This is a genomic window from Microbacterium sp. LCT-H2 (assembly GCF_001866135.1).
Classification (GTDB): Bacteria; Actinomycetota; Actinomycetes; order Actinomycetales; family Microbacteriaceae; genus Microbacterium.
On the sequence record NZ_MODW01000002.1, the window covers coordinates 65,777 to 84,924 of the forward strand.

Below are 19,148 nucleotides of genomic sequence, written 5' to 3' on the forward strand. Positions count from 1 at the left end.
TGCAGCGACGTCGTCATGACGGGCATGTCATCGTGCCCCGGCCCGCTGGCCCGTGAGGGTGGAGGAGACCTTGGCACCCGCATCGCGGGCTGCCCGGAACCTTGCGTCGACCGACGTCGCGGAGAACGGCGGCCCGTCTCACGAACGGACCCTCATGTCGAAACTCTCCCGCCTGATCCGCCTCGCCACCGACGCCCTCGACGCGAAGGGCGCGAGCCCCGCCGCGAGGGGCGGGGAGGGCTCTCGTTCTTCGACGGATTGGAGCGGGATGATCCGTGGCGCCGTGGATGCCGTCCGTGGTCCCGGTACCGAGGGGCCGCGCCCGGACACCCCGTCTCCCGCCTCGTCGTCGGCCGGCGGCCCTGCCTCGGGACGACCGTCGACCTCGTACGCGCCGCCGCCTGCCCCCGGTGCCGGTGGTCGGCCGGACGCCTCCGCGGCGGACCGTGCGGCCATCGCCCGGTACGACTACCTTCTGCAGACGGCGGACCCGCATCGCGTCGAGCAGATCCATCGCGAGGCCTTCGCGCGTCTCACGCCGTCGCAGCGGGAGCAGGTCGAGGCCCGCATGCGGGCCGAGCTCCCGGCGGAGGAGCGACCGCGCTCCTCCTCCGCGGATGACCTCGCCCGCGCGGCGGGCCGCGCCGAGGCGATGCAGCCGGGCCGTCTGCGCGGCCTCCTCTCCCGGGTCCGGGGTGCCGGCGCGGGTGGGGCGGCGGTCGCCGCCGGCGGTGCGGCGGTCGGCCTGTTGGGTGTGGTGGCCGGCGGGGCCGTCGTGAGCACCGTGGCGGCACCCCTCCTGGAACAGGCCGCAGGCCTCGGAGTGGACTTCGACGCCTGGGCGCAGGGCATCGACATCGACGCCCTCGCCTCCGGCGTCGACGTCGATGCGCTGGCCGGTGGCGCCGACGAGATGCTCGGCTCGGCCGGGGAGGCCGTCTCGGGACTCGGCGAGACCGCGACCGGCTGGGGAGAGCGGCTCGGCGATCTCGGCCTCCCGGGGATCGGCGACATCCTCGGCCGCTGACGGGTGCCCCCGCTGGGACTCGAACCCAGACTGAAGCGATTTTAAGTCGCCTGCCTCTGCCATTGGGCTACGGGGGCCGTGCCGCCAGCCTATCGTCGGCGGGGTCGTGACCCGGGCGGGGCTCAGGCCGTAGGGTGGGGGAGTGCTCGACCTCACCGACGAACTGAGCCCCGTCCCGGGTGGCCCCGCGGTCGCCCCCGAATGGGAGGACCCGGGCCGCTACTGGCCGCGCTTGTCGGCCGCGACCGGGCACCTTCCGGCCCCGGTCGCCGTCATCGATCGGGAGGCGCTGCGCTACAACGCCATGGATCTGCTCGTCCGTGCAGGCGGTCTGCCGATCCGGGTGGCGTCGAAATCGGTGCGGGTGCGTGCCGTCCTCGATGCCGTGCTCCGCGTCCCCGGCTTCCGCGGCATCCTCGCGTTCACGCTCGAGGAAGCGCTCTGGCTCGCCGAGACGCACGACGACATCGTGTTGGGCTATCCGACCGTGGACCGGGCCGCCCTCGAACGGCTCTGCGCCGACGAAGAGGCCGCGCAGCGCATCACCCTCATGATCGACGATCCCGTGCACCTCGACCTCGTCGACAGTGTGGTGGCCCCCGCAGCGCGCCCCGAGCTCCGGGTGGCGATCGACGTCGATGCATCCTGGCGATCGGCGCTGCTCGGGCACATCGGCGTCCGCCGGTCAGCTCTCTTCTCCGCCGGCGAGGTCGCGGCGTTCGCCCGGAAGGTCGTGGCTCGCCCCGGCTTCCGCCTCGTGGGGCTGCAGATGTACGACGCGCAGATCGCCGGACAGGGTGACGCCGGCCCCGATGGGCCGCTGATCCGCCGCGTTCAGGCCCGCTCGCGCGACGAGCTGCGGGAGCGGCGGGCGCAGATCGTCGCCGCAGTCAGTGCCGTGACCTCCCTCGAGTTCCTCAACGGCGGGGGCACCGGCTCCCTCGAGTTCAGCGGCAGCGACGAGTCCCTCACCGAGGCCAGCGCGGGTAGCGGCCTGCTCGGAGGGCACCTGTTCGACGGGTACCGGTCCTTCCACCCGGCACCGGCTGCGGCTTTCGCCTTCGACGTCGTGCGCCGTCCTGCGGCCGACATCGCAACGGTGCTGGGCGGCGGCTGGATCGCCTCCGGTCCCGCGGTCGCCTCCCGACAGCCGCGCCCGGTGTGGCCGGCGAATCTCCGCACGCTTCCGCGGGAGGCGGCAGGCGAGGTGCAGACGCCGCTGCAGGGGCCGAGCGCCGCGACGCTCGGCGTCGGCGATCGCGTCTGGTTCCGTCATGCGAAGAGCGGCGAACCGGCCGAGCGCATCGCCGCCTACCATCTCGTGTCCGGCGACGAGGTCATCGACGAGCTGCCGACGTACCGCGGCGAGGGGAAGGCGTTCCTGTGACGAGAATCGGCGGCACCTGGCAGAACTGGGGCCGGTCGGCGTCGGTGCGCCCGGTCCGAGTCGAGCGGCCGCGCAGTCCCGAGGGCGTACAGCGTGCCGTGCGGGCAGCGGTGCGACAGGGACTCACGGTCAAGGCGGTCGGCGCCGGTCACAGCTTCACCGGGATCGCCGTCGCTCCCGGTGTCCTCCTGGAGCTCGACGACCTGCAGGGACTCGTATCCGCGGACGCCGTAAGCGGGCGCGTCACGCTCCTCGCCGGCACCCGGCTGCACCGCATCCCCGGGCTGCTGGCGCGCTACGGACTCGCGATGGAGAATCTCGGCGACATCGACCGGCAGTCCATCGCCGGGGCGATCTCCACGGGCACCCACGGGACCGGCGCCGGCTTCGGCGGTCTCGCCACCCAGGTGGTCGGGGTGACTCTGATCACCGCGGACGGCGAGTTCCTCCGCATCGACGAAGCCCACAGCCCCGAGCTGCTGCCCGCGGTCGCCGTGGGGCTGGGAGCGCTCGGCATCATCGTCGAGGTGACGTTGCAGTGCGTGCCGACGTTCGTGATGCATGCGATCGACGAACCCGTGCCGATGGAGGAAGTCCTTTCGACGATCGATGAGCGCGTCGCGGCGGCCGATCACTTCGAGTTCTACTGGTTCCCGCACACCGACGTCGCGCTGACCAAGCGCCAAGCGCGTCTGCCGGAGTCGACGCGACGCCGGCCCCTTCCTCCCGTGGGCCGATGGGTGGACGAGACGCTGCTCGCGAACGGCGTGTACCGCGTCGTCTGCGCGGCGGGACAGGCTGTTCCGGCGATCACCCCTCGGTTCAACCGGCTCGCCGTGCGACTCACCGGGGACCGCGAGTACACCGACCTGTCGAACCGCGTGCTCACCCAGAGCAGGACGGTGCGATTCCGTGAGATGGAGTACGCGCTCCCGGCGGCGGACGTCGTGCCCGCGTTCCGCGCTCTCCAGGATCTCATCGACCAGCGCGGCTGGCGGGTCGAGTTCCCGGTGGAGGTGCGGTTCGCGGCAGCCGACGACCGCTGGCTCTCGACCGCATACGGTCGCGAGACCGCCTACATCGCGGTCCACCGGTACTGGCGGGCGGACCCGACCGAGTACTTCGGCGCGGTGGAGGAGATCATGAGCGCGCACGACGGTCGCCCGCATTGGGGGAAGCTGCACACGCTCACGCACGACACGCTGCGGGGGCGGTATCCGCGCTTCGAGGACTTCGTGGCGCTGCGCGACCGCCTCGATCCGGACCGCCGATTCTCGAACCGTTACCTGGAACGCGTGCTCGGGCGCTGATCGAGTCGGGCCGGAGACTCTCGTCCCCAGTCCACGTGCAGGCACCGCGTCTAGGATGAGAGAAATACGGGAAAGGGTGGGGCACTGATGGAATGGCTCGTGCCGGTACTGATCGTCGTCGGGGTGATCCTGCTCGTCGGCGTGTATCTCTGGGCGACATACAACTCGCTGGTGCAGCTGAACGTCCGTGTGGACGAAGCCTGGAGCGGCATCACGGTACAGCTCAAGCGTCGAGCCGACCTCATCCCGAACCTCATCGAGACGGTCAAGGGCTATGCCGCGCACGAGAAAGCCGTGTTCGAGAACGTCACCCGCGCCCGTGCCGAGACTCTCTCTGCCGGCAGTCCCGGTGAGGCGGGGATCGCTGAAGGCCACCTGCAGCAGGCGCTGCGCAGCCTCTTCGCCGTCGCCGAGGCCTACCCGCAGCTGCAGGCCAGCCAGAACTTCCTCCAGCTGCAGCAGGCCCTCGTCGACACCGAGGACAAGATCCAGGCGGCGCGACGCTTCTACAACGGCGGCGTGCGCGAGCTGAACACGAAGATCAAGGTGTTCCCCAACAACCTCTTCGCCAAGGGACTCGGCTTCACCGAGCGCGAGTTCTTCGAGGTCGCCGACAGCGGCGCCATCTCGGAGCCGCCGCGCGTGCAGTTCTGATCCTCGCCCTCACCACACCGTGAGGGCGAGTTCGTCTGCGGTGACGTCCACGCCTCCGCGCACGCTCCACGCGGTGCTGCGATAGGTGACCGTGCGCGCGGCGCCGTCCTGGCCGGTGCCGGTCACGGTCGCTTCGAGGATGCCGTCGTCCGCGGTGAACGCCGTCGGGGTGAGCAGCACCGCGGGGAACCGCTCGACACGGAACGCGATGTCGGAGATCTCTCGGAATTCCGTCCCCCACGGGATCCGCACGCCGCAGTTCTCGGGGACCACGGTGCCGTCGGCGGTGCAGCTCGTCAGGTAGGCCTCCAGCTGGGTCTGCGCAGCCTCCGTCGCCTCGGGCCGGAGCTCGGCGGTCACGCCCGCGGTGGCGTCATCCCCGGGGAGCACGACAACCTCGGCCGTACCCGTCAGCAGCGTCCGAGGTGCGGCCGTCACGGGGTACACGCCAGGGAGCAGCGCGGCGTCTTGCTCCACCGGGAGGACCGCATCGCCGACCTGCACCGCCGTCCCGATCGTGGTCGTGGAGCGGAGGGCGCCGAGGCCGGAGTCATCGACGACCCACCCGCCGATGCCCGGCGTCAGTCGGAGGTCCGCCTCGTGCTCGTCTCCGTCGAGCCGGAAGCGCACCGTCGCGGACGCGCCACCGTCCCCCTCGCGGACATCGGTGACCTCGGCATCCTGGATGGTCGACGTCGCTCCGGCGAACGCGGTGAGGGCGGCGTCGGACGCCCTGGTCCCGGTCGCCGCGACCGCCTCCGGATCGCCCGACTCCAGCGCGTGGAGATAGGCCAGCGCCGCCTCCTCCGCCGTGGGCGAGCGGAGCGCGGACAGTCCCCACCACACCGCCCCCGCGACAGCGACGGCCGCGACGAGCCCGCCCAGGAGCCACCATCGACGATGGCTCACGCGACGCCCTCCCGGACGTGGACATGGCGACGCACCGTGTCCGGGGCGGTGGCGGTGAGTGCGGTGTGGACGGCGGCGGTCGCATCGCCCCATCCGGAGACCGACACCTGGTCGAGACCCTGCCACCGCGCGGCGCGCAGGAGCTCCGCCGCGATCGCCTCGGCGTCGCCGGGACGCGCCTGCGGCTCCCACCATGCCGACTGCACCTGCAGCGTGGACGTGCCGCGGTCCGCCTTGAGGTCGACCCGCGCCACAATCCGGTCGCCGACGAGCACGGGCAGCGAGTAGTAGCCGTAGCGGCGCTTCGCTGCCGGCACGTAGATCTCGATGCGGTAGTCGAGTTCGAACGCCCGCAGCGCACGTTCCCGGAACCACACCACGGGATCGAACGGGGTCAACAGGGCGGCGGTCTCGACCCGGCGCGGAAGAACCGCGTCGCGATGCCGCCAGGCGGGCAGGGGCCGACCGCCGCGCTCCCAGCCGCGGACGGTCACGGGGTGCACGTCGCCCGCGTCGACGAGATCGGCGATCGCTCCGGTCACCGCGGCACGGTCGCGGAGGCGGTAGTAGTCGGCCAGGTCGGCCGCCGTCCCGACGCCGCTCGACCGCGCGGCGCGCCGGACGAGCTCGCGGATGGCGTCCTCGCGCGGGATCTCACGGGACCGGATGCCGTCGGGGATGACCTGCTCGGCGAGGGCGTAGGTGCGCTCGAATCCCCGGCGCCCGCTCACCGCCACGTCTCCCGTGCGCCACAGATGCTCGAGGGCGAGCTTGACCTCGTCCCAGTCCCACCAGGTGCCGCGCTCGCGTGGGGCGTCGGCACGGAGATCGACCGGGCGGAGCGGTCCCCGCGCACGGAGCTCGTCCTGCACCCACTGCACCGTCCGGGCGTTCGTGCGGAGCCAGGAGTCCTCCGCGGACCAGCGCCGCCGGAAGTCGTCCATGCGGAACCGCCACAGCGGCCAGTCCTCGACGGGGATGAAGGTCGCCTCGTGGGCGAGGTACTCCACATAGTGCGTCGTGCGAGAGAGGAAGAGGCGGTCGAGAAGCGCCGGATCGTAGGCGCCGAGCCGGGAGAACAGGGGAAGGTAGTGCGACCGGGCGAACACGTTGACCGAGTCGATCTGCAGCACGCCGAGCCGCTCCATCACGCGGTGCAGATGGCGACCGGAGACGGTGGCCGGACGGGCGCGGGTGAAGCCCTGGGCAGCGAGGGCGATGCGGCGCGCCTGGGCGGGACTGAGGGTGTCGGTCACGCCGCCAGCGTATCCTCGCTCTCCGACATCGTCGGAGAGCGCAAGATGCGTCGAGCGGCATACGGCATGACCGTAGACTGAGGCGATGAGCGAGGACCAGCGACCCCGGCTGCGCGATCTGTTCCGTCCGCGCCCCGTGGTGACCGATCGGACCGTGACCACCGAAGCCGACGAGGCGGTGCCGCTGCCCCTGCGCATCACGGCGAGCTACGCCTGGCGCCTGCTGCTCATCGCGGCCGCGGCCGGCGTCTTCATCTGGCTGGTGATGCTGCTCAAGCTCCTCGTCATCCCGCTGATGGTGGGGATCCTGATCACCGCCCTGCTGTGGCCGGCGTTCTCCTGGATGCTGCGCCGCGGCTTCCCGCGCTGGCTCGCGATCGCTGTCTCGCTCATCGGCACGATCGCCATCGTCACCGGACTGATGTGGCTCGTGGTCTGGCAGGTGCGCGCCCAGCTCCCGGACGTGCAGCAGCGCACGACCGAGGCCTTCGACCAGTTCCAGGTGTGGCTGCACGACGGTCCGCTGAACCTGTCAGACACGCAGATCGCGAACTACCTGCAGCAGGGCCTCGACTTCATCAGCGAGCAGGCGCAGGTCCTCTGGACGGGGGCCCTCGCGATCGGGACCACCGTCGGGCACGTGGCCACCGGCGCGCTGCTGTCGCTGTTCATCCTCATCTGCCTCCTGGCCGACGGTGCGGGCATCTGGCGCTGGACGCTGCGGATCTTCCCGCGGAAGGCCCGCCCCGCTGTCGACGGCGCCGCGCGCAACGGCTGGACGACGATCGTCAACTACGCCAGGACGCAGCTGTTCGTGGCGACGATCGACGCGATCGGCATCGGCCTCGGCGCGTTCCTGCTCCAGGTCCCGCTCGCGCTGCCCGTCGCCGTGCTCGTCTTCCTCGGCTCGTTCATCCCGATCGTCGGTGCGGTCGTGACCGGTGCCGTGGCCGTCTTCCTCGCCCTGGTCTACAACGGGCCGTGGATCGCCCTCTGGATGCTCGTCGTCGTGCTGGCCGTGCAGCAGATCGAAGGCCACATCCTGCAGCCGATCATGATGGGTTCCGCCGTCAAGGTGCACCCCCTCGCCGTCGTCCTCGTGGTCGCGGGCGGCGCGATGATCGCGGGCATCCCCGGTGCCCTGTTCGCCGTCCCGCTGGCCGCGTTCGTGAACGTGGCGGCGGTGACCATCAGCTCGGGATCCTGGCGCACCGGCGTCGGGCCGAGCGGAGACCTGATCTGGAGCACAGTTCCGCGCGAGCGGAGACGGAGGAATCGATGAGCGCAGTCCCCAGCCTGACCGAGTTCCAGGACGCGGCTCGAAGTCTGGCTGAGGTGATCTCGCACACCCCGACGCTGCCCTCCCGGGCGCTGTCCGACGCGCTCGGCGCCCCGGTGCTGCTGAAGATGGAGAACCTGCAGCGCACGGGTTCCTTCAAGATCCGCGGGGCGACCTACCGGCTCTCCCGTCTCAGCGCGGAGGAGCGCTCCCGCGGGGTCGTGGCGGCCTCGGCCGGCAACCATGCGCAGGGCGTCGCTCTGGCCGCTCAGGCGCTCGGCATCCCGGCGACGATCTTCATGCCGCTCGGGGTCCCCGTGCCGAAACTCCTCGCCACCCGCGGCTACGGGGCCGAGGTGGTGCTCGAGGGGGAGACCGTCGCCACGTCGCTGCGCCTGGCCGCCGAGTTCGCCGAGCGCACCGGCGCCGTGCTCATCCATCCGTTCGACCACCGTGACATCGTGATCGGGCAGGGCACCCTCGGCCTGGAGCTACTGGAGGATGCGCCCGAGATCGACACCGTGGTCCTCGGCATCGGCGGCGGAGGGCTGATTGCCGGCGTCGCCGCCGCGATCAAGGCCAAGGCCGCCGAGCTCGGGCGGACGATCCGCGTGATCGGCGTGCAGGCGGAGAACGCGGCCGCGGTGCCGCCGTCGCTGGCAGCCGGGGAACCGGTCGACATCGTCACGCGCCCCACCATCGCCGACGGCATCCTCGTCGCCCGCCCCGGGGCCGTGCCGTTCGAGATCATCAAGGACCTCGTCGACGAGGTCGTCACCGTCTCCGACGACGACCTCGCGCGCGCCATGCTCGTCCTCCTGGAGCAGGCCAAGGTCGTCGTGGAACCCGCCGGCGCCGCGGGGGTCGCCGCTCTCCTCTCCGGACGCGTGTCGGCGACCGGCACGACGATGGCCGTGCTGTCCGGCGGCAACATCGACCCGCTCCTGCTGCAACGCGTGGTGTCGCACGGCCTCGCCGCCTCCGGACGGTATCTCACGATCCGCATCCCGCTGCCCGATCGCCCCGGTCAGCTCGCCCGCGTGTCCGAACTCATCGCGGAGGCGGGAGCGAACGTCATCGAGGCGATGCACACCCGTCACGGCCACGGACTGCAGATCAGCGAGGTCATCCTCGAGCTCAGTGTCGAGACCCGTGGGGCGGACCACTCGGCCCACACGCTCGACACCCTCCGTCGCGCCGGCTTCGCACCCATCGTCGTCCAGGACTGACCCCCGGACGCGAGACACCCCCTCGACCGTGGCGGTCGAGGGGGTGTCTCGTGAGGGGCGTCAGCCCGTGTAGGTCTCCACCTTCACGATCTCGACGCTGATCGAGCGGCCGTTCGGCGCCTCGTACGACGAGGACTCGCCGACCTTGAGGCCGAGGATCGCCTGGCCCAGCGGGCTGGCCTCGCTGTAGACGTCGAGGTCGCTGCCGGCGGCGGCGATCTCGCGGCTGCCGAGGAGGAAGACCTCTTCGCCGCCCGCGACGATCGCGGTCACGACGGTGCCCGGCTCGACGATGCCCCGGCTGGCAGGGGCCTCGCCGACCTTGGCGGTCTTCAGCAGCGCTTCCAGGGTGCGGATGCGCGCCTCCTGCTTGCCCTGCTCGTCCTTCGCCGCGTGGTAGCCGCCGTTCTCCTTGAGGTCGCCCTCCTCGCGGGCCGCCTCGATGCGCTTGGCGATCTCGTCGCGACCGACGGTGGAGAGGTGTTCCAGCTCGGCGACGAGCCGGTCGTAGGCTTCCTGCGTGAGGAAGGGGACCTGAGCATCGGTGGACATGACGAAGCTCCTTCTATCGGGATCCCGCCGAGATGCCGCGGGGGATATGCCAAGACGCCCCGGCACGGTGCCGGGGCGTCGTCTGTCTGGCATCAGTCTAGGCGACCCAGCAGGTGTTCACCAAACCTGTCGTCGCCTCCGCGACGGTCGGGATGCGCTCCGCGCGGGTGAGCGCATGGGCATCTCCGGCCGGGATCTCCACGATCTTCCAGCCCACGACGCCGAACTCCTCGTCGAGGGCTTCGAGCACGCACACGACGTCCTTGCCCTGGACGCCGGTCACCTGGAAGCGCACGTCGACGGCGTGCTCGTCCACGAGCTCGAAGCCCAGATCATCGGCGTCGACCGCGCTCAGCGACTGGCCGACGATGGACCACGCGAGGGCGGCGAGGAGGAGGAGCGCGACGGCCCCGGCGAGGAACCACGGCCACCGACGGCGTCGGGTGCGGCCGTAGCGTTCGTCGAGCTGGAGGGCGGTCGTCACAGGTGGGGTCTTCCGGTCGTTAGGCTGGTGATACCAGGTTATGCGACCTGCGTACGAAAGGCCGATTCATGCGCTTCCTCTCCGAGACCCCGATGCCGACACCGTCGATGACGGTGGCCCCGGAGTCGGTCACGCCGGGCTTCGCCGGCTTCGCGGTGATCGTCATCGTGCTCGTCGCCGTGATCCTGTTGATCTGGGACATGAACCGCCGGATCCGCCGGGTGCGGTACCGCGAAGAGGTGCGCGAGGAGCTCGACGCGGAGGAGGCCGCCCGCGCCGCCGGAGACGCCCAGGACCAGGGCCGCACCGCACCGGAAGCGCCCGCCGCGCCCGACGAGGAGCCGCGCGAGCGCTGACCGCCGCTCAGGGCGCGCCGAGCGACGGCGACAGCGGGTGCAGGGCGATCAGCAGGCACGCGGTCCAGTGGCAGAGGAAGGCCAGGACCGTGCACACGTGGAAGATCTCGTGGAAGCCGAAGTGTCCCGGCCACGGGTTCGGCTTCTTCAGCGCGTAGACGATGGCGCCGCCCGTGTAGAGCAGACCGCCGACGATCACGAGGACCATCATGGCCACGTTGGCGTCGAGCAGGTCGACGATGTACATCACCGCGGCCCAGCCGAGCAGCAGATACAGCGCGACGTAGAGCCAGCGCGGCGCATGGATCCAGAACACCCGGAAGAGGATGCCGAGCAGGGCTCCGCTCCAGACCAGGGTCAGCAGCAGAACGCCCTTCTCCGGCGGCAGCGCCAGGGTGGCGAGCGGCGTGTACGTGCCGGCGATGAGCAGCAGGATGTTCGCATGGTCGATCCGCTTGAGGATGCCCTTCACCCGGGGGCGCCAGTTGAAGCGGTGGTACACGGCGGAGTTCCCGAACAGCAGCAACGAGGTGGCCATGAAGACCGCCGCCGCCCACTTCGCCGCCGCCCCCTGGGATACGGCGATGAGGACGATGCCTGCGGCGATCGCGACGGGGAACGTGCCGGCGTGGATCCACCCGCGCCAGGTCGGTTTGATCTCGGCCGCCGCGTCGACGGCCGCCGCTTCGAGCAGCGGCAGCTTCGGGAGGTCGGCGCCGGTCTGGTCGGAAGTGCTCACGTGCTCACTCTAGGTGGGAGCGCATGCCCGTCCCCGTACATGTCCCCAGGTTCTGCACCGACGCGGAAGAGCGGGGCAGGGTAGCGTAGGTGGGTGATGTCACGCGAGAGCCCGGGGCGGGGACCGCTGTACCGGCTGTACACCAGCCGGCTGCGCCGCCACCTCGATCCGGCCTCCGTTCCGCACCACGTCGCCATGATGATCGACGGCAACCGCCGATGGGCGCGACAGCTCGGATTCGACACCCCAGCCGAAGGGCACCGTGCAGGCGCCGCCAAGATGCAGGAGTTCCTCGGCTGGTGCGACGAACTCGGGGTGCGTGTGGTCTCGCTCTACCTCCTCTCCAGCGACAACCTCCGCAAACGGGACTCGGCCGAGCTCGCCGACCTCATCGAGATCATCGCGGAGCTCGCCGAGGCGCTGTCCCAGAAGGGGAACTGGCGGGTCAAGCACGTCGGCCGCTCCGACATCCTCCCGGCGGAGCTGGCGCGCGTGCTCGCCGATGCGGAGGAGCGGACGAAGGACCACACCGGGCTGCACGTGAACCTCGCGGTCGGGTACGGCGGCCGGAACGAGATCGTCGACGCGGTGCGCAGCATCATCACCACACACGAGGCGTCGGGCGGCACGCTGGAGGACCTCGCGGCGCAGCTCACTCCGGAGATGATCGGGGAGCACCTCTACACGGGCGGCCAGCCGGATCCCGACCTCGTGATCCGCACGAGCGGCGAGCAGCGGCTCAGCGACTTCCTGCTGTGGCAGAGCGCGCACAGCGAGTTCTACTTCGTCGAGGCGCTCGGGCCCGATCTGCGACAGGTCGACTTCCTCCGCGCGATCCGCGACTACGCCGACCGCGACCGCCGCTTCGGTCGCTGATCCGAGGGGTGCGGGCGCGTGTCACAATGACGCAGTGAGCACTTTCGACGACTACCTCGGCACCTTCGACGCGGAGCCAGGGTACCTGAACTGGGCGGCATTCGGCCCTGTGTCCCCGTCGGTCCGCGCCGAGGTCTTCGCGGACGCGGACCTCCTCGGCAGTGGCCGGCCGTCGTCCCTGGCGCTCGTGGGAGAGCGGATCGGACAGGCGCAGGAGGTCGTCGCCGAGCTCCTCGGAGCCGATGCCGCGGACGTCACGCTGCAGCCGTCGTCGACCCACGGCCTCATGCACGCGCTCTACGGGATCTCCGGCGCGGTCGTCGCGAGCACCGCGGAGTTCCCGAGCGTGAGCCTCACCCTGGAGCGCGCGGCGGCGGCGTCCGACCACGCGGTCACGCCGCGCTGGATCACGCCCGACGACGGACGGGTCACCCCCGACGCCGTCGCTGCCGTCCTCGACGACGATGTCGTGGCGCTCGCCGTCAGCCACGTCGACTTCCGCACCGGCTATCGGGCCGATCTCGCCGCGCTGCGGGACGTCCTCGGCCCCGACCGTCTCCTCATCGTCGACGCCGTGCAGTCCTTCGGCGTGATCGACGCCGACTACAGCGTCGCGGACGTCGTCGTCGGGCACGGCTACAAATGGCTGCGCGCGGGCCGGGGCACCGGGTTCGCGTGGTTCTCGCCGTACGCACGCGAGCGCATCTCGCCCGTGCTCTCCGGGATCACCGGGACGGCGGCGAGCGGGCTGGTCGTCGACGAGCTGCCCGCCCCGGCACCGGACGCGCGGGCCTACACGATCAGCATGCCGGACACGCTCGCCGCCGGCCGGCTCGCGATCGGCGCTCGGGACGTCAGGGATGCCGGGGTCGCGGCGATCGAGGAGCGGCTGTCCGCGCACGTGGACGCGGTGATCGCCACGGCCGACCGCCACGGGATCGTCGTCGCCTCCCCGCGCGAGCGCACCGAGCGCGCGGGGATCGTCGCCCTCGCACCGGAGGAACCGGCGCGGCTCGCCGCGGCTCTCGCCAACGCCGGACTCGTCGTCACCGCTCGGGGCGGATCCATCCGCATCGCGCCGCACGCCGGAACCGACGCCGAGACGCTCGCCCTGCTCGACGAGACCCTGGGCGCGTTCGGCAAGGAATCGTTCATCGTCCCGTAACGAATCGCTGGCGTGTCGAGTCCGTGGAAAACCCCTGAGCGGCCGTACCGTCAAGGCATCGGGCAAGGCGCCCGGTCGGGTCGGCCTCAGGTTCGCGACTCGTGACCCCCTGGTCGACTCGTTCGCATAGCCGGGAATCCCCGGGTCGGGAGTGGGTCGTGACCACACGTACAGCGCAGCAGTCCACCAGCACCGCGCAGCAGTCCACCCGTCAGACGCCGAGTCAGGCCGCGGCCGCAGAACCGGATCAGGATCTGCGCACCTACGTCCTCGACACCTCGGTCCTGCTGAGCGATCCGCAGGCGCTCTTCCGGTTCGCGGAGCATTCCGTGGTGCTCCCGGTGGTCGTCATCACCGAACTCGAGGGCAAGCGGCACGACCCGGAGATCGGGTACTTCGCCCGCCAGGCGCTGCGCCACCTCGACGACCTGCGCGTCGAGCACGGTCGACTCGACTTCCCGGTGGAGGTCGGCGAGGGCGGCACCCTCCGCGTCGAGCTCGGCAACGCCGACCTCTCGGTGCTCCCCGCGGGGATCCGCCTCAGCGACAACGACAGCCGCATCCTCTCCGTGGCCATGCACCTCGCGCAGGACGGCCAGGACGTGACCATCGTGTCGAAGGACCTCCCGATGCGGGTGAAGGCCGCGTCCCTGGGGCTCCGCGCCGAGGAGTACCTCGCCGAGCAGGCCGTGGACTCGGGCTGGACCGGCATCGCCACGCTCGATCTCTCCGGCGACGACATCAGCGACCTCTACGAGAGCGAGGTCGGGCTCAGCGAGGACGTGCACGGGCTTCCCCTCAACACGGGCCTCATCATCCACTCGGAGCGCGGGTCGGCTCTCGGTCGGGTGACCGGCGACGGGGAGTTCCGGCTCGTCCGCGGTGACCGGGACATCTTCGGCATGCACGGGCGCTCCGCCGAGCAGCGCATCGCGATCGACCTGCTCCTCGACCCCGAGGTGGGCATCGTGTCCCTGGGCGGGCGCGCGGGCACCGGCAAGTCGGCGCTCGCACTGTGCGCGGGTCTGGAGGCCGTGCTGGAGCGGCAGCAGCAGAAGAAGATCATCGTCTTCCGTCCGCTGTTCGCCGTAGGTGGCCAGGAGCTCGGATACCTCCCGGGCGACCAGGGCGAGAAGATGAACCCCTGGGGTCAGGCGGTGTACGACACCCTCGGCTCCGTGGTCTCGGGGAACGTCATCGACGAGGTCGTGGAACGCGGACTCCTCGAGGTGATGCCCCTCACCCACATCCGTGGGCGGTCCCTGCACGATGCCTTCGTGATCGTGGACGAGGCGCAGTCCCTGGAGCGGAACGTGCTGCTCACGGTGCTCAGCCGCATGGGGCAGAACTCCCGCGTGATCCTCACCCACGACGTCGGGCAGCGCGACAACCTCCGCGTCGGTCGCCACGATGGCATCGCCAGCGTCATCGAGACCCTCAAAGGACACGGCCTCTTCGGCCACGTCACCCTGACCCGCTCGGAGCGCTCCGCCATCGCCGCCCTCGTCACCGACCTCCTGGAGGGCGGCGAACTCAGCTGACCCGCGCCGGCGGGCCCGGTTGCACGATCCGGGCCCGCCCGCACGACCTCGTCCCGCTGCACGACCGTGCCCCGCCCGCACGACCTCATCCCGCCCGTGGGCCCCACTGGCCGCTCCGATCGTGCATCCGTGTCGGGCTCGTGCATCCGTGCCGCGGGCCCTCGGACGTCGGTAGCGACACCTGCACGGTCCTGCACCGTCGGCCGGCCGCTGCGGGCCGAGGGGTCGTGCGGGTGGAACGGAGTCGTGCATGCGGAACCGGGTTCGTGAGGGCGGGATCAGACGTCAGATGCGGTCGTGGGCTCGACGGAGGGCGCCTTCGATCGCAGCCTGAACCGTGGGCCAGTCGTGCACGACCTGGGCGTAATCGAAGCGCAGCGTCTCGTACCCGAGTCGCGATGCGACGGCATCACGGGCGAGGTCGCGGTGGCGCATCGCCGGGGCACCGTGGTGCTCGCGGCCGTCGACTTCGATGATGAGTCGACCGTCGACAACGAAGTCGACGCGGCCGACACCGGAGATCGTGACCTGCGTCGTGAGCTGCACGCCGAGGATGTGGAGACGGAGGCGCAGGAGGGATTCCAGGCCGCTGTCCGCGTCAGGACGAGCGAGGTCCACGAGCCAGCGGGCGGACCGCGGCAGCGCGGCGCGGATCCGGTCTCGCGCTGCCCGCCCGATCAGTCCCTGCCGCCAGGCCGACTCGAAGGACACGAAGAAGGCCTCGTCACCCTCGCACACGTGCAGATGCCGAAGCGCGTCCTCGACAGACACGATGCCGAACCGGGTGCGTCCCTCGAAATGATGCGGGATGCACCGGCACTCGATGTGCGGGTGCGCGCGGCCGTTGCGACCGAGCCACACGTGCGGCGCATCGCTCTCCGACAGCACCCAGACTCCGTGGGCGCGCAGCGCGGTGCCGCAACTGATGGCTCCACCATGGGCAGCTGCCGCGAGTACGGTCGCGTCGGTGTCGTGGGTGGCGAACACCCCGGAGCGGACCCGACGGATCCGGCCGGCGCGCACCGCGCGCGACAACGCGGAGCGCGGGATTCCGAAAGCCCCGAGGTCGCGCCCACGGGCGATGCCTCCGAGACGAGTGAGGGTCGAGACAGGATCGAGCATCCGCTGATTCTGCGTCCTCCGGTGTCTCCACGGGGCAGGAGGGGCGTCGTGGGGATGAGTCGGGGTGTCCGGGGACTCGTGGAGGAGGAGTCGCCTGCACGATCCGGAGCCGCGGGCAGTCCTGATCTGAGGATTCCGACGTGCGGGCGGAACGTGGTCGTGCATCCGAGGCAGGAACCGCGACGGACGGAGCCCGGATCCTGGCCGAGACGGGGGACGGGACGGGACGGGGGCGGAGACGACGGATGCCGCGAGGACCGAGGTCCCCGCGGCATCCGTGTCAGGCGTGGATCAGCCCGGGTGGGTCATCGACAGGAGGTCGAGCTTCTCGTCGAGCTGCTCCAGCGTCAGCTCGCCGCGCTCGACGTAGCCGAGGTCGATCACGGCGTCGCGCACCGTGATGCCCTTCGCCACCGAGTGCTTCGCGATCTTGGCTGCGGCCTCGTAGCCGATCAGCTTGTTCAGCGGCGTCACGATCGACGGGCTCATGCCCGCGAAGGCGGCGGCGCGGTCGAGGTTCGCCTGCAGGCCGTCGATCGTCTTGTCGGCGAGCACCCGGGAGGCGTTCGACAGCAGACGGATCGACTCGAGCAGCGCGGTGCCCATGACCGGGATGGCGACGTTCAGCTCGAACGACCCGGAGGCGCCAGCCCAGGCGACCGTGGCGTCGTTGCCGATGACGCGCGCGCACACCATGAGCACGGCCTCGGGAACGACGGGGTTCACCTTGCCCGGCATGATCGAGGAACCGGGCTGCAGGTCGGGGATGTGCAGCTCGCCGAGACCGGTGTTGGGGCCGGAACCCATCCAGCGCAGGTCGTTGTTGATCTTCGTGAGCGACACGGCGATCGTGCGGAGCGCACCGGAGGCCTCGACGAGACCATCGCGGTTCGCCTGCGCCTCGAAGTGGTCCTTCGCCTCGGTGATGGGCAGCTCGGTCTCGGCGGCCAGCAGCTCGATGACCTTCTGCGGGAAGCCGAGCGGCGTGTTGATGCCGGTGCCGACAGCGGTGCCGCCCAGCGGTACCTCGGCCACGCGGGGGAGCGCCGACTGCACGCGCTCGATGCCCAGGCGGATCTGACGGGCGTAGCCGCCGAACTCCTGGCCGAGCGTGACGGGCGTCGCATCCATGAGGTGCGTGCGGCCGGACTTGACCGCGTCCTTCCAGAGCTCCGCCTTGGCCTCGAGCGCAACGGCGAGGTGGTCGAGCGCGGGGATCAGGGTGTCGATGAGCGCCTGGGTGACCGCGATGTGCACCGAGGTGGGGAACACGTCGTTCGACGACTGCGAGGCGTTCACGTGGTCGTTGGGGTGCACGGTCGAGCCGAGGATGCGGCTTGCGAGCGTCGCCAGGACCTCGTTCATGTTCATGTTCGACGATGTGCCGGAGCCGGTCTGGTAGGTGTCGACGGGGAACTCGCCGTCGTGGCTGCCTGCGGCGACCTGGTCGGCGGCCTGGGCGATCGCGTCGGCGATGGCGCCGTCGAGCGTGCCGAGCTCCTTGTTCGCCAGCGCGGCGGCCTTCTTGATGCGCGCGAGTGCGGCGATCTGCGTGGACTCCAGGGCCTTGCCGGAGATCGGGAAGTTCTCCACGGCGCGCTGCGTCTGCGCCCCGTAGAGCGCGTTCACGGGCACTCGCACCTCACCCATGGTGTCGTGTTCGATGCGGTACTCGGTGTCGGTCATTCCGAACCCTCCTTGGTTGCGGGGTCGATCCCCTCGGCTTCGATGCCGACCGTGATGACGGGCGCTGCCTCACCCTCGGCCAGACGGTAGTTGGCGCCGACGATGCCGAGACGGCCTTCGGCGACGGCGTTGCTGATGATCTCGGACGACTGCAGCAGGTCGTTGACGGTGTTGCGAAGGTGCTCGCGTCCGACGAGCTCCGCATCGATGTCGGCCACCGTGCCGCCGCCGCTCTCCGCGAGCACCTTGCGGGCGGCCGGGACGATCGGCGCGATGAGCTTCCAGATGTGCGGGGGGAGCGGGTCCGCGTCGATGGCGGTGCCGTCGATGGCGGCGCGCACCGCACCACAGGAGTCGTGCGCGAGGACCACGATGAGCGGGACCTCGAGAACGGCGACCGCGTACTCCAGGCTCGCCACGATCGACTCGCCGATCACCTGCCCGGCGTTGCGCACCACGAAGAGGTCGCCGAGGCCGAGGTCGAAGATGATCTCGGCGGCGAGACGAGAGTCCGAGCAGCCGAAGAGCGTCGCGACGGGGTGCTGCGCCGCGGTGAGGTCCTTGCGGCGGTCGACGTTCTGGTTCGGGTGCTGGGGCTCGTCGCGGACGAAGCGACGGTTGCCGTCCTGCATCTGCTTCCAGGCGGCGGCGGGGGTCAGCGGGTGGGTCATCGGGCCTCCGAGACGGTGCGGATCTGGGGGATGAGCGACTCCGCGAGCTCGGCGGTGGAGTCGGCCGAGCGGGAGCCGTAGAGAAGCACGTAGTCGTCGCCGGCCTGGGTGCCGAGGGCGTAGGTGACGTTCGCCTCCGCGCCGGCGGACCCGGGCCGATAGACGTCCCACTCCAGACCGCCGATACGCACGGTGTCGGTCGGGGCGACGCCGTTCAGCCGCTGCGGGGCCCAGGAGGCATCGGCATCGAAGGCCTGGGCGAGCTTGATGAACCCGCGCTCGTCCTGTGCCGCAGGCGCGAGGGTGACCTCCCAGACCACGGGGGCTCCGCTCTGGAGCTCGGCCGCGTTCACTCGCCAGAACTCGTCCGTGTCGGGGACGATCGCCGGGCTGCCCATGGACGACTCCACGTCCGCGGCGATGGCGGCCACGTCGATCGGCTTCGCGGCGACCGGCTCGCCCCGGGGGACGAGCGCGATGATGACGACGACGACCGCGAGGGTCACCACGAGCGCGGCGACGAGGTTGCGGACCGTCTGGCTCGACCGGTAGGCCTTGCTCGACGCGGCCTTGCGTGCCGCGGTCTCGTCCGGCGTCTCCGGTCGACCGAGGTCGGCATTGATCGCGGGACCCTTGCTCATGACGCGTCGCTCTCGTCGGGGGTGGCGGTGCGTGCAGCCTCGAGACGACGCTTCGCGCCGAGCAGCCACTCCTCGCAGCGGGCGGCCAGGGCCTCGCCACGCTCCCAGAGCGCCAGCGAGTGCTCGAGGGTGGGCGCCCCCTGTTCGAGCTCGGCGACGACCCGGACGAGCTCGTCACGGGCCGCCTCGAACGACAGCGTGTCCACGGGGGTGTCGTTCACGGCGCTCACTCCTCCATCCTACGTCGTGCCCCGGACGCCGCCC

The 19,148-nt window shown here is 71.0% G+C and carries 20 protein-coding genes and 1 tRNA gene; 10 read left to right on the plus strand and 11 right to left on the minus strand.

Annotated elements, in window-relative coordinates; translation table 11 throughout:
• The first annotated feature begins 154 nt into the window (after positions 1-154).
• Entirely contained in the window at positions 155-1,027 is an 873-nt protein-coding gene (locus BK819_RS04760; protein ID WP_071328147.1) for a hypothetical protein, read from the plus strand.
• 4 nt (positions 1,028-1,031) lie between these two features.
• On the opposite strand, the gene BK819_RS04765 is transcribed toward BK819_RS04760, so the two are convergent.
• Positions 1,032-1,104: transfer RNA gene (locus tag BK819_RS04765), tRNA-Leu, on the minus strand.
• A 65-nt stretch (positions 1,105-1,169) separates the two neighbouring features.
• Here BK819_RS04765 and BK819_RS04770 point away from each other — a divergent pair.
• The 3 genes from BK819_RS04770 (at position 1,170) to BK819_RS04780 (ending at position 4,378) form a co-directional block, all read left to right on the plus strand.
• Positions 1,170-2,414 carry an alanine racemase gene (locus tag BK819_RS04770; protein ID WP_071328148.1) on the plus strand — a complete coding sequence of 415 codons (1,245 nt, stop codon included), beginning with the start codon at positions 1,170-1,172 and terminating at the stop codon, positions 2,412-2,414.
• Entirely contained in the window at positions 2,411-3,724 is a 1,314-nt protein-coding gene (locus tag BK819_RS04775) for a D-arabinono-1,4-lactone oxidase (protein ID WP_071328149.1), read from the plus strand. The genes BK819_RS04770 and BK819_RS04775 overlap by 4 nt, the downstream gene beginning before the upstream one ends.
• An 87-nt stretch (positions 3,725-3,811) precedes the next feature.
• A complete protein-coding gene (locus tag BK819_RS04780) occupies positions 3,812-4,378 on the plus strand; it encodes a LemA family protein (RefSeq protein WP_071328150.1) in 567 nt (188 codons plus the stop codon).
• Positions 4,379-4,387: 9 nt separating this feature from the next.
• Here BK819_RS04780 and BK819_RS04785 read toward each other — a convergent pair whose 3' ends face one another.
• Positions 4,388-5,287: a hypothetical protein gene (locus tag BK819_RS04785; protein ID WP_071328151.1), complete on the minus strand. Its 900-nt coding sequence runs from the start codon at positions 5,285-5,287 to the stop codon at positions 4,388-4,390.
• Positions 5,284-6,543 (minus strand): winged helix-turn-helix domain-containing protein, encoded by a 1,260-nt coding sequence (locus tag BK819_RS04790; RefSeq protein WP_071328152.1) that lies wholly within the window; start codon positions 6,541-6,543, stop codon positions 5,284-5,286. Before BK819_RS04790 ends, BK819_RS04785 begins: the two co-directional genes overlap by 4 nt.
• Positions 6,544-6,628: 85 nt before the next feature.
• Between BK819_RS04790 and BK819_RS04795 the strand changes: the two genes are divergently transcribed.
• Both BK819_RS04795 and ilvA read left to right on the plus strand, forming a co-directional pair.
• Positions 6,629-7,825 (plus strand): AI-2E family transporter, encoded by a 1,197-nt coding sequence (locus BK819_RS04795; RefSeq protein ID WP_083391664.1) that lies wholly within the window; start codon positions 6,629-6,631, stop codon positions 7,823-7,825.
• A complete protein-coding gene (gene ilvA, locus BK819_RS04800) occupies positions 7,822-9,051 on the plus strand; it encodes a threonine ammonia-lyase (protein WP_071328153.1) in 1,230 nt (409 codons plus the stop codon). The genes BK819_RS04795 and ilvA overlap by 4 nt, the downstream gene beginning before the upstream one ends.
• Before the next feature lie 60 nt (positions 9,052-9,111).
• On the opposite strand, the gene greA is transcribed toward ilvA, so the two are convergent.
• Positions 9,112-9,603 (minus strand): transcription elongation factor GreA, encoded by a 492-nt coding sequence (gene greA, locus BK819_RS04805; RefSeq protein ID WP_025103938.1) that lies wholly within the window; start codon positions 9,601-9,603, stop codon positions 9,112-9,114.
• Positions 9,604-9,700: 97 nt separating this feature from the next.
• Positions 9,701-10,087, minus strand: a complete 387-nt coding sequence (locus BK819_RS04810) for a DUF4307 domain-containing protein (protein ID WP_060922683.1) — start codon at positions 10,085-10,087, stop codon at positions 9,701-9,703.
• 68 nt (positions 10,088-10,155) lie between these two features.
• Between BK819_RS04810 and BK819_RS04815 the strand changes: the two genes are divergently transcribed.
• Positions 10,156-10,443 carry a hypothetical protein gene (locus BK819_RS04815; RefSeq protein WP_071328154.1) on the plus strand — a complete coding sequence of 96 codons (288 nt, stop codon included), beginning with the start codon at positions 10,156-10,158 and terminating at the stop codon, positions 10,441-10,443.
• Positions 10,444-10,450: 7 nt separating this feature from the next.
• Here the strand turns inward: BK819_RS04815 and BK819_RS04820 are convergent, their stop codons facing one another.
• Positions 10,451-11,182, minus strand: coding sequence for a hemolysin III family protein (locus tag BK819_RS04820; protein WP_071328155.1), 732 nt, complete (start codon positions 11,180-11,182; stop codon positions 10,451-10,453).
• Positions 11,183-11,278: 96 nt separating this feature from the next.
• Here BK819_RS04820 and BK819_RS04825 point away from each other — a divergent pair, with 96 nt between their 5' ends.
• The 3 genes from BK819_RS04825 to BK819_RS04835 all read left to right on the plus strand — a co-directional run bounded on the left by BK819_RS04825 (position 11,279) and on the right by BK819_RS04835 (position 14,764).
• Positions 11,279-12,058 (plus strand): isoprenyl transferase, encoded by a 780-nt coding sequence (locus BK819_RS04825; protein WP_025103942.1) that lies wholly within the window; start codon positions 11,279-11,281, stop codon positions 12,056-12,058.
• Positions 12,059-12,092: 34 nt separating this feature from the next.
• The gene (locus BK819_RS04830) at positions 12,093-13,223 is read left to right on the plus strand and encodes an aminotransferase class V-fold PLP-dependent enzyme (protein WP_071328156.1); all 1,131 of its coding nucleotides are present in this window, start codon (positions 12,093-12,095) and stop codon (positions 13,221-13,223) included.
• A gap of 158 nt (positions 13,224-13,381) precedes the next feature.
• Complete coding sequence (locus BK819_RS04835; RefSeq protein ID WP_071328157.1) at positions 13,382-14,764, plus strand: PhoH family protein; 1,383 nt, start codon at positions 13,382-13,384, stop codon at positions 14,762-14,764.
• Positions 14,765-15,049: 285 nt separating this feature from the next.
• Here BK819_RS04835 and BK819_RS04840 read toward each other — a convergent pair whose 3' ends face one another.
• The 5 genes from BK819_RS04840 to BK819_RS04860 form a co-directional block, all read right to left on the minus strand.
• On the minus strand, positions 15,050-15,886 hold the full coding sequence (locus BK819_RS04840) for a type IV toxin-antitoxin system AbiEi family antitoxin domain-containing protein (protein ID WP_083391665.1): 837 nt from the start codon (positions 15,884-15,886) through the stop codon (positions 15,050-15,052).
• Between the two features lie 291 nt (positions 15,887-16,177).
• Complete coding sequence (locus tag BK819_RS04845; protein ID WP_071328158.1) at positions 16,178-17,572, minus strand: aspartate ammonia-lyase; 1,395 nt, start codon at positions 17,570-17,572, stop codon at positions 16,178-16,180.
• Positions 17,569-18,243: a carbonic anhydrase gene (locus BK819_RS04850; RefSeq protein WP_025103947.1), complete on the minus strand. Its 675-nt coding sequence runs from the start codon at positions 18,241-18,243 to the stop codon at positions 17,569-17,571. The genes BK819_RS04845 and BK819_RS04850 overlap by 4 nt, the downstream gene beginning before the upstream one ends.
• Positions 18,240-18,884 (minus strand): DUF4245 family protein, encoded by a 645-nt coding sequence (locus BK819_RS04855; protein WP_071328159.1) that lies wholly within the window; start codon positions 18,882-18,884, stop codon positions 18,240-18,242. Before BK819_RS04855 ends, BK819_RS04850 begins: the two co-directional genes overlap by 4 nt.
• The gene (locus BK819_RS04860; protein ID WP_062633571.1) at positions 18,881-19,114 is read right to left on the minus strand and encodes an exodeoxyribonuclease VII small subunit; all 234 of its coding nucleotides are present in this window, start codon (positions 19,112-19,114) and stop codon (positions 18,881-18,883) included. The genes BK819_RS04855 and BK819_RS04860 overlap by 4 nt, the downstream gene beginning before the upstream one ends.
• Positions 19,115-19,148: the final 34 nt, after the last annotated feature.